This is a genomic window from Malikia spinosa (genome assembly GCF_002980625.1).
GTDB lineage: Bacteria > Pseudomonadota > Gammaproteobacteria > Burkholderiales > Burkholderiaceae_C > Malikia > Malikia spinosa.
The window spans coordinates 1-12,530 of sequence record NZ_PVLR01000001.1 but is presented as its reverse complement, the minus strand read 5'-3'; the positions used below and the strand labels follow the sequence as shown (position 1 = coordinate 12,530).

General features: G+C 65.9%; 11 protein-coding genes and 2 tRNA genes. 5 read left to right on the top strand and 8 right to left on the bottom strand.

Features of this window, described 5'->3' with window-relative positions; translation table 11 throughout:
* Positions 1 to 4: 4 nt before the first annotated feature.
* From uppS to rpsB, 5 genes are all read right to left on the bottom strand, one after another.
* Positions 5 to 745 (bottom strand): polyprenyl diphosphate synthase, encoded by a 741-nt coding sequence (gene uppS / locus C6P61_RS00065; protein ID WP_105727882.1) that lies wholly within the window; start codon positions 743 to 745, stop codon positions 5 to 7.
* 35 nt (positions 746 to 780) lie between these two features.
* Complete coding sequence (gene frr, locus C6P61_RS00060) at positions 781 to 1,341, bottom strand: ribosome recycling factor (protein ID WP_105727881.1); 561 nt, start codon at positions 1,339 to 1,341, stop codon at positions 781 to 783.
* A 29-nt stretch (positions 1,342 to 1,370) separates the two neighbouring features.
* Positions 1,371 to 2,081, bottom strand: coding sequence for a UMP kinase (gene pyrH, locus C6P61_RS00055; RefSeq protein WP_105727880.1), 711 nt, complete (start codon positions 2,079 to 2,081; stop codon positions 1,371 to 1,373).
* Between the two features lie 146 nt (positions 2,082 to 2,227).
* Positions 2,228 to 3,127, bottom strand: coding sequence for a translation elongation factor Ts (gene tsf, locus C6P61_RS00050; RefSeq protein WP_105727879.1), 900 nt, complete (start codon positions 3,125 to 3,127; stop codon positions 2,228 to 2,230).
* 110 nt (positions 3,128 to 3,237) lie between these two features.
* The gene (rpsB, locus tag C6P61_RS00045; RefSeq protein WP_105727878.1) at positions 3,238 to 3,987 is read right to left on the bottom strand and encodes a 30S ribosomal protein S2; all 750 of its coding nucleotides are present in this window, start codon (positions 3,985 to 3,987) and stop codon (positions 3,238 to 3,240) included.
* 159 nt (positions 3,988 to 4,146) lie between these two features.
* On the opposite strand from rpsB, the gene C6P61_RS00040 reads away from it, so the two are divergent.
* The gene (locus tag C6P61_RS00040; protein WP_105727877.1) at positions 4,147 to 5,766 is read left to right on the top strand and encodes an NAD(P)H-hydrate dehydratase; all 1,620 of its coding nucleotides are present in this window, start codon (positions 4,147 to 4,149) and stop codon (positions 5,764 to 5,766) included.
* A gap of 112 nt (positions 5,767 to 5,878) precedes the next feature.
* On the opposite strand, the gene C6P61_RS00035 is transcribed toward C6P61_RS00040, so the two are convergent.
* Together C6P61_RS00035 and rnr are read right to left on the bottom strand one after the other, a co-directional pair.
* Positions 5,879 to 6,427, bottom strand: a complete 549-nt coding sequence (locus C6P61_RS00035; protein WP_105727876.1) for a YggT family protein — start codon at positions 6,425 to 6,427, stop codon at positions 5,879 to 5,881.
* Between the two features lies 1 nt (position 6,428).
* A complete protein-coding gene (gene rnr / locus C6P61_RS00030; RefSeq protein WP_244908694.1) occupies positions 6,429 to 8,699 on the bottom strand; it encodes a ribonuclease R in 2,271 nt (756 codons plus the stop codon).
* 66 nt (positions 8,700 to 8,765) lie between these two features.
* Between rnr and C6P61_RS00025 the strand changes: the two genes are divergently transcribed.
* Together C6P61_RS00025 and C6P61_RS00020 are read left to right on the top strand one after the other, a co-directional pair.
* Positions 8,766 to 8,850: transfer RNA gene (locus C6P61_RS00025), tRNA-Leu, on the top strand.
* 59 nt (positions 8,851 to 8,909) lie between these two features.
* A tRNA-Leu gene (locus C6P61_RS00020) sits at positions 8,910 to 8,994 on the top strand.
* A gap of 81 nt (positions 8,995 to 9,075) precedes the next feature.
* On the opposite strand, the gene C6P61_RS00015 is transcribed toward C6P61_RS00020, so the two are convergent.
* Positions 9,076 to 10,008, bottom strand: a complete 933-nt coding sequence (locus C6P61_RS00015) for a LysR family transcriptional regulator (RefSeq protein WP_105727874.1) — start codon at positions 10,006 to 10,008, stop codon at positions 9,076 to 9,078.
* Between the two features lie 130 nt (positions 10,009 to 10,138).
* Here C6P61_RS00015 and C6P61_RS00010 point away from each other — a divergent pair, with 130 nt between their 5' ends.
* Together C6P61_RS00010 and C6P61_RS00005 are read left to right on the top strand one after the other, a co-directional pair.
* On the top strand, positions 10,139 to 11,167 hold the full coding sequence (locus C6P61_RS00010; RefSeq protein WP_105727873.1) for a TRAP transporter substrate-binding protein: 1,029 nt from the start codon (positions 10,139 to 10,141) through the stop codon (positions 11,165 to 11,167).
* Positions 11,168 to 11,198: 31 nt separating this feature from the next.
* A complete protein-coding gene (locus C6P61_RS00005) occupies positions 11,199 to 12,491 on the top strand; it encodes a gallate dioxygenase (protein ID WP_105727872.1) in 1,293 nt (430 codons plus the stop codon).
* The last annotated feature ends 39 nt before the right edge of the window (positions 12,492 to 12,530 follow it).

Below are 12,530 nucleotides of genomic sequence, written 5' to 3'. Positions count from 1 at the left end.
GGGATCAGGCCGCGTCGGATGAAGCAGCAAGCTGCTCCGAGATCAGACCGAAGCGGCGCTCGCGGCCGGCGTAGCAGGCCAGCGCGCGGTCGAACTCGGCCGCATCGAAATCCGGCCAGAGCTTGTCGGAAAAATAGAATTCGGAATAGGCCGACTGCCAGAGCATGAAGTTGCTGATGCGCTGCTCGCCGCCGGTGCGGATCACCAGATCGGGGTCCGGCACCTGGGCCATCGACAGCGCCGCCGCGAGCGAAGCCTCGGTGATGGCTTCGCCGCGCAAGGCCAGCTGCTGCGCGGCCTGCACGATGTCCCAGCGTCCGCCATAGTTGAAGCAGATGTTGAGCACCAACCGGTCGTTGCACGCAGTCTGCGCGCGCGCCTGCTCCAGGCTGGAGCGGACCAGCTCGGACAGGCCCTGGCGCTCGCCCGGAAACTCCATGCGCACGCCCTGCTCGCCGAGCTTGGGCACCTCGCGCATCAGGCCCTTGACCAGCAGATCCATCAGGCCCGAGACCTCCTCGACCGGACGCTTCCAGTTCTCGGACGAGAAGGCAAACACCGTCAGCACCTCGATGCCGCGCTGCAGGCACAGGTCGACCATGCGACGCAGCGACTCGTAGCCTTGCCGATGCCCGGCCAACCTGGGCAGGAAGCGCTTCTTGGCCCAACGGCCGTTGCCGTCCATGACGATGGCGACATGCCGGGGCATGGCGGCGGGAGACTTGACGGCTTTTGGCTTGAACATGCAGGAGAGTCTGGGTCGATATGCCTGAAACGGCCTCAGAAGGCCATCAGGTCCTGTTCCTTGGACGCGATGACCTTGTCGACTTCGGCGATCATGCGGTCGGTCAGCTTCTGGATCTCTTCGGTGCTGCGGCGCTCGTCGTCCTCGGAGGCCAGCTTGTCCTTGACCAGCTTCTTGACCGCCTCGTTGGCGTCGCGGCGCAAGTTGCGCACGGCGACCTTGGCATGCTCGCCCTCGCCACGCACGACCTTGGTCATCTCCTTGCGGCGCTCCTCGGTCATGGCCGGAATCGGCACCCGGATCAGGTCGCCCTGCGAGGCCGGATTCAGGCCCAGGTCGGACTCGCGGATCGCCTTCTCGATCTTGGCGCCCATGCCCTTTTCCCACGGCGCGACGCCAATGGTGCGCGCGTCGAGCAGGGTCAGGTTGGCGACCTGCGACATCGGCACCATCGAGCCCCAGTACTCGACCTGGATGGTGTCAAGCAGCTGCGGGTTGGCGCGGCCGGTGCGGACCTTGGCCAGATTGTTCTTGAGCGCTTCGAGCGAAGCGTTCATCTTGTGTTCGGCGTTTTTCTTGATTTCAGACAATGCCATCTTGAACCTCTTGCTACTGTGTTGCTAGATCAGACGTGGACCAGCGTGCCTTCGTCGGCACCCATGACGACGCGGTGCAGCGCGCCCGGCTTGAAGATGCTGAAGACCTTGATCGGCAGCTTCTGGTCGCGGCAGAGCGCGAAGGCAGTCGCATCCATGACCTCGAGCTGGCGCGTGATCGCCTCGTCGAAGCTGATGCTCGTGTACAGCGTGGCGGCCGGGTCCTTCTTGGGATCGGCGGTGTAGATGCCGTCGACCTTGGTTGCCTTGAGCACGATCTCGGCACCGATCTCGGCACCGCGCAGGGCCGCGGCGGTATCGGTGGTGAAGAAGGGGTTGCCGGTACCGGCAGCGAACACCACCACCTTGCCCTCTTCGAGGTACTGCAAGGCCTTGGGACGGACATAGGGCTCGACCACCTGGTCGATCGCGATCGCGGACATCACGCGCGCCTTGACGCCGGCCTTCTCGAACGCGTCGCCGAGCGCGAGCGAGTTCATGACCGTCGCCAGCATGCCCATGTAGTCAGCCGTGGCGCGGTCCATGCCGACCGAGCCGCCCGCCACGCCGCGGAAGATGTTGCCGCCGCCAATCACAACCGCCACCTCCACGCCAAGCCGGGTGACCTCAGCGACCTCCTCGACGATGCGCACGATGGTCGCGCGGTTGATGCCAAAGGCGTCATCGCCCATCAGGGCTTCGCCGGAAAGTTTCAGCAGGATACGCTTGTAAGCAGGCATAAGCATGGGTCTCGTTGATATCCGGTGGATTTTAGGGCTTCATTGCGACAACGGCCGACCCCGCGAAGGGCCGGCCGTGCATTTTCCCGGCTCGGGTCGCGCCGGCATCTCGCCGACAGCGCCCCGAAAACCGGGTCAGATCAGTATCAGGCGCCCTGGGTGGCGGCTGCGACCTGTGCGGCGACTTCAGCGGCGAAGTCGTCGACCTTCTTCTCGATGCCTTCGCCGACGACGAACATCGTGAAGCCCTTGACGCTGGTGTTGGCGGACTTCAGGTAGGCAGCCACGGTCTGCTTGCCGTCGGCGGCCTTGACGAAGACCTGGTCCAGCAGCGAGACTTCCTTCAGGTACTTCTGGATCGAACCTTCGATCATCTTGGCGGCGATCTCGGCCGGCTTGCCGGATTCGGCAGCCTTGGCTTCGGCGACCGAGCGCTCCTTGGCGACCAGCTCGGCCGGCACGTCGGCGCTCGACAGCGAGACCGGCTTCATGGCGGCGATGTGCATCGCGGTGTCCTTGGCAGCGGTCAGCTCGCCGTCGAACTCGACCATCACGCCGATGCGAACGCCGTGCAGGTAGGCGGCCAGCTGGCCACCGTCGGCGTAGCGCTTGAAGCGACGGATCGCCATGTTCTCGCCGATCTTGCCGATCAGGCCCTTGCGGACTTCTTCCACGGTCGGGCCGAAGCTTTCCAGGGTCAGCGGCAGTTCACCGATGGCGGCGACGTCAGCCGGGTTGTGCTTGACGACCAGCTCGGCGACCTGGTTGCAGAAGGCCAGGAACAGGTCGTTCTTGGAGACGAAGTCGGTTTCGCAGTTGATCTCGACCAGGGCGCCAGTGGTGCCGTCGATGAAGCTGGAGATCACGCCTTCGGCGGTGACGCGGCTGGCGGCCTTGCCGGCCTTGTTGCCCAGCTTGACGCGCAGGATCTCTTCGGCCTTGTCCATATTGCCTTCGGCTTCGGTCAGGGCCTTCTTGCACTCCATCATCGGGGCGTCGGTCTTGGCGCGCAGTTCGGCGACCATGCTAGCGGTGATTGCAGCCATCTTATTTCTCCGTTCGAGTCCAGTGTGGGACCCAGTGTTGCACTGTCAGATGAAAATTTGCTTGCAAAAAAGGGGCTCTCGAGCCCCTTTTTCGACTTGGGTGCTCAGCTTCAGGCAGCGTTTTGCACTTCGACGAACTCGTCGCCAGCATCGGCTTGAGCGGTCTTGACCAGGTCGGCGCCGGCGTTGGCACGGCCTTCCAGGATCGCGTCGGCGATGCCGCGAGCGTACAGGGCGACAGCCTTGGCCGAGTCGTCGTTACCCGGGATCACGTAGTCGATGCCTTCGGGCGAGTGGTTGGTGTCGACGATGCCGATCATCGGGATGCCCAGCTTCTTGGCTTCGGACACGGCGATCTTGTGGTAGCCGACGTCGACGATGAAGATGGCGTCCGGCAGAGCGGGCATGTCCTGGATGCCGCCGATGTCCTTCTCGAGCTTCTCGATCTCGCGGGTGAAGGTCAGCTGTTCCTTCTTGGACATGCTTTCCAGACCGGCTTCTTTCTGAGCTTGCATGTCCTTCAGGCGCTTGATCGAGGTCTTGACGGTCTTGAAGTTGGTCAGCATGCCGCCGAGCCAGCGCTGCTCGACGTAAGGCACGCCGGCGCGGTCAGCTTCGAGGGACACGATGTCGCGCGAGGTGCGCTTGGTACCGACCATCAGCACGGTGCCGCCATTGGCGGTCAGCTGGCGCACGAACTTGGCAGCCTCCTCGAACAGCGGGAGGGTCTTTTCCAGGTTGATGATGTGGATCTTGTTGCGGTGACCGAAGATGAACGGAGCCATCTTGGGGTTCCAGAAGCGGGTTTGGTGACCGAAATGGACACCGGCTTCCAGCATTTCGCGCATGGAGATAGACATGGTTAAATTTCCTGAGGTTGGGGCTTAAATCAGGTCCATCATCGCGGCGTGACGCCAACGACACCTGGTCGGACCTGTTTGCGGTTGAGCTCTGCTTTATGTGACGCCACATGCGCCACAATTTGCAAAACCCAGCGATTGTAACACCTTCAAAACCTCATGCTGCTGCGCCTAGACCCCGGGTCGTGCCGACCCAAGCTCCCGCTGCACGGCAGCGCCGCCAGCCGCGCGATCGAACAGGCCGCGCTCGCGCACCTGCCGCCACACCAGCTGATGCAGCGGGCCGCGGGCTCGATTGCCGCCCTGGCGCGGGCGCTGCAGCCGCATGCACGCCATGTCTGGCTCGCCTGCGGACCCAGCAACAACGGCGGCGACGGCCTGCTGGCAGCTGCCCTGCTGCGCACGCAACTGCCACAGACCCGCCTGACGGTCAGCTGGCAGGGCAACGAAAGCCGCCTGCCTGACGACGCCCGCTACGCACTGCAACAGGCGCGAGCGGCCGGCCTGGAGTTTTCCGACCGGCCACCCGAGGACTTCGACCTCGGCATCGATGCGCTGCTGGGCCTGGGCGGCCGCGGCCTCGGTCCGGGCCCGATGGCCGACTGGATGCAAACCCTGCAGCAGACCCGCGCGACCGTGCTGTGCGTGGACCTGCCCAGCGGTCTGGCGTGCGACAGCGGCGCCTGGCTCAATCCCTTCGCGGCCCGCCCTGCCGGGCCGCGCCACACCCTGTCGCTGCTGACGCTCAAGCCCGGACTGTTCACCGCCGACGGCCGGGACGCGGCCGGCCAGGTCTGGCTCGACCGGCTCGGCGTCGCCGCCGATCAGCTGCCGCCCGATGCCTGGCTCAACGCGCCTGACACCGAGCCGGGCCCGACGCGTCAGCAGCGCCATGGCGCACACAAGGGCAGCCACGGCGACTTGCTGGTGCTCGGCGGCCAGGATGTCTCGGTCGATGGCAACGGCATGAGCGGCGCGGCACTGCTGGCGGCGCGCGCCGGCCTGCAAGCCGGCGCGGGCCGGGTCTATCTGGGCCTGCTCGGCGCCGGACCGGCCACGCCCGCGCTCGACCTGCTCTGGCCCGAGCTGATGTTTCGCCCGGCGCAAGCCAGCGCCGAGGGCGAGCTGGCGCGCCAGGCCATCACCGTCTGCGGCTGTGGTGGCGGCCAGTCGGTGCGCGCGGTGCTGTCAGCCCTGCTCGAACATTCACCGCGCCTGGTGCTCGATGCCGACGCGCTCAATGCGCTGGCGCAGCAGGCCGACTGGCGCGCACAGCTGAGCCGCCGGCTGGCACGCGGCCAGCACAGCATCCTGACACCGCATCCGCTCGAGGCGGCCAGGCTGCTGGGCTGCGACAGCGCGCAGGTCCAGGCCGACCGGCTGCAAGCCGCACGCGAGCTGGCGCAGCAATTCCAATCCGTGGTCGTGCTCAAGGGTTCGGGCAGCGTGATCGCCGCGCCGGGGCAGATCCCGCTGATCAACACTACGGGCAACGCCCTGCTCGCGACCGCCGGCACCGGCGATGTGCTGGCCGGCATGGTCGGCGCCTACTGGGCGCAGACCGCCAGGCCCGGCAGGCAGGGCCAAATGCCGGCTGCCATGCCGCAGCCCAGCCCGGACAGCGGGCTGAACGGCAGCTTGAGCGACGGACTGGAAATGGCACTACAGGCGGCCTGCCGGGCGGTACACCAACATGGCGCACTGGCCGACCGCTGGCCAAGCGGACGCGGCCTGCGCGCCGGCGACCTGCTCGCCGGCCTCACGCCCTGGCCGGGCTGAGCCTTGGCGCAGGCACCGGCCAAAAATTCAAGGACGCCAAGGCCACCATGGATAGCGGCCTGCGTCCAAGGGCCAGGCCAGGTCAGGTCAGGTCAGCCCAGGCCAAGCCAGGTCAGCCCAGCGCCAGCAGCAGCACCTGCAGCAGCAGGATCAGCACCAGCGCCGACAGGTCGACCCCGCCGACCAGGGGCAGGCGCCGGCGCAGCGGCTGCAGCAAGGGCGCGAGCAGGCGCGCCAGCACGCCACCGATCGGCGAGAAAGGCTGGATCCAGCTCATCAGCGCGTAGACCAGTGTCATGGCCAGCAAGCCCTGCAGCACCGTGCGCAGCAGGAACAGCAAGGCCTGCGCGGGCACCGTCCAGACCCAGGACAGCCAATCGAAGCTGGGCAGCAGGATCAGCGACAGCAGGTGCAGCAGCAAGGCATGACACAGCGCCAGCAGCGCGGCCGCCGCCAGGCTGGCCCAGTCCAGGCGGGCCTGGCGCAAGCCATTCGGCAAGGCGCGGCGCAGCGGCTTGACCAGCCAGTCGCTGAGCGCCATCACGAAACGCCCGGGCTGCTCGGTCATGCGCAGCCGGGACTGGTTCATCCAGGCCCGCAGCAGCGAAGCAAAGACCAGCACGAAGAACAGGTTGTCGAGCAGAAAGACGAGTATCTGCATCTCAACGCTTGCCCTTGCGCGACTTGCCCGCCGACGAACCGGCACCGCGACCGGCAGGCTTGCCAGCGGGCTTGCCGCCCGACCAGATGCCCGACGGACCCGGCTGAGCCGATGGACCGGCTTCGCCCGCCTTGGGCTTGCGCTTGCGCGCGGCCCGGGTCGAGCCACCCTCGCCGGCAACTGCTGCGGAGCCGCCCTTCTTGTCGCGCAGCGCACGCGCTACCAGCTCCTCGCCTTCGCGCACCAAGCGAAAGTCGATGCGCCGGCCGTCGAGATCGACCCGACTGACCTGCACCCGCACCGGCGTGCCAAGCGCATAGCGCATGCCGGTACGCTCGCCGCGCAGTTCCTGGCGTGCCTCGTCGAAGCGGTAGTACTCGCCGCCGAGCTCGGTGATGTGCACCAGGCCCTCGACATACATGCTGTCGAGCGTGACGAACAGGCCGAAGCTGGTGGCCGCACTGACCTTGCCGCTGAACTCCTCGCCCAGATGCTCGCGCATGTACTTGCACTTGAGCCAGGCCTCGACATCGCGGCTGGCCTCGTCGGCGCGGCGCTCGTTGGCACTGCAATGCAGGCCGGCGGCCTGCCAGGCCAGCAGCTCGGCATTCGGCTTCTTGGCCCGCACCGGCTTGTCACCCGGAGCCGGCGGCTTGACCCGGTCGGCCAGCCGCTTGGCCAGCTTGAGCTGGGCCTCGCCCGGCGTCGGCAGATTGGGCAGCGAATACTTGCGCTCGCCCAGGATGCACTTGATCACGCGGTGCACCAGCAAGTCGGGATAGCGCCGGATCGGACTGGTGAAATGGGTATAGGCCTCGAAGGCCAGGCCGAAATGGCCCTCGTTGTTGGGCGAGTAGATCGCCTGCGACATCGAGCGCAGCAGCATCTGGTGGATCTGCAGCGCATCGGGCCGGTCACCGGTCGCCGTGGCGATCTGCTGGAACTCGAGCGGGGTCGGCTCGTCGCTGACGCTGTAGGGCAAGGCCAGCGCCTTGAGGTACTGGCGCAGGATGTCGATCTTGAGCGGGGTCGGCCCCTCGTGGACGCGGAACAGGCCCGGGTGCTTGCCGTGCTGGATGAACTCGGCCGAGCAGACGTTGGCCGCCAGCATGGCCTCCTCGATCAGGCGGTGCGCGTCGTTGCGCGTGCGCGGGACGATCTTCTCGATCTGGCCGACCTCGTTGCAGACGATCTGGGTCTCGGTGGTCTCGAAATCGACTGCGCCACGGCGCTTGCGTGCTTCCAGCAGGCCCCGGTAGACATCGTGCAGGTTGAGCAGATGCGGTACCAGCGCCTCGCGCTGCTGCGCCTCATGGCCGCGCGTGTTCTGCAGGATGGCTGCGACCTCGGTATAGGTCAGGCGACCGTGGCTGAACATCACCGCCGGATAGAACTGGTAGGCGTGGATGTCGCCCTGGGCGTTGATCAGCATGTCGCAGACCATGCATAGGCGCTCGACCTCCGGGTTCAGCGAGCACAGGCCGTTCGAGAGCTTCTCGGGCAGCATCGGGATCACGCGGCGCGGGAAGTAGACGCTGGTGGCGCGCTCGTAGGCGTCGATGTCGATCGCCTCGCCGGTCTCGACATAGTGGCTGACATCGGCGATCGCGACCAGCAGGCGCCAGCCCTTGCCGCGTCCGACCTTGGCCGGTTCGCAGTAGACCGCGTCATCGAAGTCGCGCGCATCCTCGCCGTCGATCGTCACCAGCGGCACGTCGGTCAGGTCGATCCGGTGCTTCTTGTCGGCCGCACGCACCTTGTCGGGCAAGGCACGCGCCTGTGCCAGCGCGGCATCCGAGAACTCGTGCGGCACGCCGTACTTGCGCACCGCGACCTCGATCTCCATGCCGGGGTCGTCGATCTCGCCGAGCACCTCCTTGATGCGGCCGACCGGCTGGCCGTAGAGCGCGGGCGGCTCGGTCAGCTCGACCACCACCACCTGGCCCGGCTGGGCCTGGCCCATGGCGCCCTTCGGGATCAGCACATCCTGGCCGTAGCGCTTGTCCTCGGGCGCGACCAGCCAGACACCGGACTCCTGCAGCAGGCGCCCGATGATCGGGGCGCTGGAACGCCCGACGATCTCGGTCACGCGGCCCTCGGGTCGGCCGCGGCGGTCCTGCCGCACCACCTGGACCTTGACCCGGTCGCGGTGAAGGACGGCACGCATCTCGTTGGGCGGCAGGTAGACATCGGGTTGTCCATCGTCACGCACCACGAAACCGTGGCCGTCGCGGTGGCCGTTGACCTGGCCTTCGAATTCAGTCAATAAAATAGGTTTTTCTTTCACTCGGCTTTTGTACTCGCAATATTCCGCGCTATACTAGCGGCTTCCTGAGATGCCCAGGTGGCGGAATTGGTAGACGCACTAGTTTCAGGTACTAGCGGGTAACTCCGTGGAGGTTCGAGTCCTCTCCTGGGCACCAAAGACTTTAGCACTCATTTGCTAGACTTTGGGCATATCTCAAGAAACAAAACCCTGAAAGCCCAGGTGGCGGAATTGGTAGACGCACTAGTTTCAGGTACTAGCGGGTAACTCCGTGGAGGTTCGAGTCCTCTCCTGGGCACCAAACATGAAACCCTACAGATCTCACGGTCTGCAGGGTTTTTCGTTTTCAGACCCGCCCGACCTCGTCACGAAGCCGCCCGTCCTAGCAAGACAGCGAGCTGGACTCGTCCCAGTCCGGCCGGTGGTTGACGTGATGGGCGGCCCGGTGCAGATGGGCCAGAAAATGCCGGACCACGGGCGCGACTGCGGATTCACGGCGGATCAGCGCCGCCACCTGGAGGCGATAGCCCTCCTCGGCCAGCGGCACGATGGCGAAGAAGCTGGCCGCCATCGGATGGACGGCGATCTGGCGCGGCATCAGGGCCACATAGTCCCCCGCCGTCACCAGCGACAGCAGCGCCAAGGTCGAGTTGACGATGGTGCGCGAAGGCGGCCCGTCCATGCCATGGCGCTCGAACAGGAGTTTCGCGTAACCCGCGTCATGGGTCGAGCCGGTGTAGACCCATGGCGCATCGGCCAACTCCTGCAGCCGGCGCGCCTGCTGGCGCGGGCTGCCCTTGCGGACTACCACCACCATCTCGGTCTCGATCAGGGTTTCGATCTGGAACTCGCCCGAGGCCAGGCCGTCCGGGATGCCGCAGATCGCCACATCCACCTGGCCCGAGCGCAGCTTCTGCATTTGCGCGAAAAACAGCTCCTCGCTCAGGCGCAACTTGATGTCGGGAAACTGGCGGGAAAAGGTGCGCAAGGTCTCCGGCAGCAGCAGCATGACGGCGACCGGAACGGCCCCGACGCTGAGCTCCCCGAGCATGGTGCCATCGAGCTGGCGGATTTCATCAACGGCAGTGCTGAGCTCCTTGTTCGCCTTCAAGGCCCGGTCGTACAGCACCTTGCCCTGGGCGGTGGGCAACACCCCTTTCGACGTGCGCTCGAGCAGCGGTGCGGCCAGCTCGCGCTCGAGTTCACGGATCGTCTTGGTCAGCGCCGGCTGCGACAGACCCAGGCGTCTGGCCGCACTGCGCAAGCTGCCCGATTCGATGGCGGCGACAAGGGCTTGCAGGGCGGACAGCTTCATGAGGTGGGACCCGGATCAGGACGATGGAGATAAGCAAATGTTATCGCGCTTGCGTTCCTGCCATCTTCTCAGGCCGGGTCGAGGTTTCGAGAATCAGCGCCTGCAACCCCCATCACAAGGAGACAACACCATGCGCACTCTCACCAAAACCCTCGTAACGACCCTGGCCGCCCTGAGCCTGGGCAGCGCTGCCCAGGCTCAGGAAGTCACTCTCAAGGTGCACCATTTCCTGCCGTCGAACTCGTACGCCAACACCATGTTCATCCAGCCCTGGTGCGAGCGCATCCAGAAGGAGTCGAACCAGCGCATGAAATGCCAGATTTACCCGTCGATGCAGCTCGGCGGCACGCCGGCCCAGCTGGTCAGCCAGGTGCGCAACGGCGTGGTCGACGTGATCTGGACGCTGCAGGGCTATACCGCCGGCATGTTCCCGCTGCTCGAGGTGTTCGAGCTGCCGTTTATGATGCAGGACCCCGAGGCCACCAGCAAGGCGGTCTGGGACTACACCCAGCAGTACGCGCTGGGCGAGTTCAAGGACATGAAGCCGCTGGCACTGCATGTGCATGGCGACGGCGTGTTCCACGTGATCAAGAAACCGATCAAGAGCCTCGACGACGTCAAGGGCCTCAAGCTGCGCGCGCCGACCCGCCTGAGCAACAAGCTGCTGTCCGCGCTCGGCGCGACCCCGGTCGCGATGCCGGTGCCGGCAACCAGCGAGGCGCTAGCCAAGGGCGTGATCGACGGCGCGCTGATGCCCTACGAGGTCGTACCCTCGGTCAAGCTGCAGGAAATGGTCAAGTTCCATTCCGAGACCGATCCGGCCGAACCCGCGATCTACACCTCGGTCTTCATGTTCGCGATGAACAAGGCGCGCTACGAGGGCCTGCCCGAGGACCTGCGCAAGGTGATCGACAGGAACAGCGGCCAGGCCTTGTCGGGCCAGATCGGCAAGACCTTCCTGGCCGCCGATGCCGAGGGCAAGAAGGCGGCAGCGGCCAACCATTTCAACGTGATCCCGAAGGCCGAGCTGCAGCGCTTCCAGGCCGCCGGCCAGACCGTCACCGACACCTGGGTCAAGGACATGGATGGCAAGGGACATGACGGCAAGCAGTTGCTCAATGCGGCGCGTAGCCTGATCACCAAGCATTCCACCAAGTAATCCCGACCCATCACACAGGAGCACCCTCAGCATGGCCAGCATCATTGGCGGCGTTGCCGTCTCGCACACCCCCACCATCGGCTTCGCCTTCGACCGCGACAAGCAGGACGACCCGGTCTGGACCCCGATCTTCGAGGCCTTCGCGCCGGTCAAGCAATGGCTGGCCGATGTCAAGCCGGATGTCGTGATCGTGACCTACAACGACCATGTGACCTCGTTCTTCTTCGACCATTACTCGGCGTTCGCGCTCGGCATCGGCGAGCGCTATGAGGTCGCTGACGAGGGCGGTGGCCAGCGCGACCTGCCCGCCATCATGGGCCATCCGGGGCTGGCCGCGCATATCGGCCAGTCGCTGATGATGGAAGAGTTCGACCTGTCCTTCTTCCAGGGCAAGCCGCTCGACCATGGCTGCTTCTCGCCGCTGTCGGTGCTGGCCGAGCATGGCGAGGGCTGGCCAATGCGCATCGTGCCGCTGCAGATGGGGGTGCTGCAGTTCCCGCTGCCGAGCGCGCGCCGGTTCTACAAGCTGGGCCAGGCGCTGCGGCGCGCGGTCGAGAGCTACCCGGAGGACCTGCGCGTCGTCGTCGTCGCGACCGGCGGACTGTCGCACCAGGTCCATGGCGAGCGCGCCGGCTTCAACAACGTGCCTTGGGACATGCAGTTCCTCGAGCTGTTCGAGCAGGACCCCGAGCGCCTGGCCGCGCTCACGCATGCCGAGCTGGTCGAGCTCGGCGGCGCCGAAGGCGCCGAGGTCATGATGTGGCTGACCATGCGCGGCGCGCTGTCGGCGCAGGTCAGGAAGCTGCACCAGGCCTATTACCTGCCCTCGATGTGCGGCATTGCGGCAGCGGTGTACGAGAACCAGGCCGGACCGGTGATCGCCGGCGAGGTCGAGCGCCACCGCCAGGCGATGGCGGTGCAGCTGGCCGGCGCCGAGCGGCTGCAGGGCACCTATCCGTTCGACTTCGGTCGCAGCGTCAAGGCGTTCCGGCTCAACCGCTTCCTGCACGACCTGATTGTGCCGGCCAGTCGGCAACGCTTCCTCGCCGACGAGGCCAGCGCAATGGCCGGTGCGGGCCTGAGCGACGAGGAGCGTGATCTGCTGGGGCGGCGCGACTGGCGCGGCCTGATCCACTACGGCGTGAGCTTCTTCATGCTCGAAAAGCTCGGTGCCGTGGTCGGCGTGTCCAACCTGCACATCTATGCCGCCATGCGCGGCGAGTCGCTCGAACAGTTCCAGCAGACTCGCAACGCGCCCGGCGCGCTCTATTCGGTCGCTGGCAAGGACACCGCCACCGCCTGGGACCCGAAGTCCGCCACCTGATCTTTCCAACCACATCATCATGGCAGAACTCATTCCTGA

Bases quoted from the DNA above. Each gene is read 5' to 3' on its own strand.
- uppS (WP_105727882.1), bottom strand. From the start codon at position 745: ATGTTCAAGCCAAAAGCCGTCAAGTCTCCCGCCGCCATGCCCCGGCAT.
- frr (WP_105727881.1), bottom strand. From the start codon at position 1,341: ATGGCATTGTCTGAAATCAAGAAAAACGCCGAACACAAGATGAACGCT.
- pyrH (WP_105727880.1), bottom strand. From the start codon at position 2,081: ATGCCTGCTTACAAGCGTATCCTGCTGAAACTTTCCGGCGAAGCCCTG.
- tsf (WP_105727879.1), bottom strand. From the start codon at position 3,127: ATGGCTGCAATCACCGCTAGCATGGTCGCCGAACTGCGCGCCAAGACC.
- rpsB (WP_105727878.1), bottom strand. From the start codon at position 3,987: ATGTCTATCTCCATGCGCGAAATGCTGGAAGCCGGTGTCCATTTCGGT.
- C6P61_RS00040 (WP_105727877.1), top strand. From the start codon at position 4,147: ATGCTGCTGCGCCTAGACCCCGGGTCGTGCCGACCCAAGCTCCCGCTG.
- C6P61_RS00035 (WP_105727876.1), bottom strand. From the start codon at position 6,427: ATGCAGATACTCGTCTTTCTGCTCGACAACCTGTTCTTCGTGCTGGTC.
- C6P61_RS00015 (WP_105727874.1), bottom strand. From the start codon at position 10,008: ATGAAGCTGTCCGCCCTGCAAGCCCTTGTCGCCGCCATCGAATCGGGC.
- C6P61_RS00010 (WP_105727873.1), top strand. From the start codon at position 10,139: ATGCGCACTCTCACCAAAACCCTCGTAACGACCCTGGCCGCCCTGAGC.
- C6P61_RS00005 (WP_105727872.1), top strand. From the start codon at position 11,199: ATGGCCAGCATCATTGGCGGCGTTGCCGTCTCGCACACCCCCACCATC.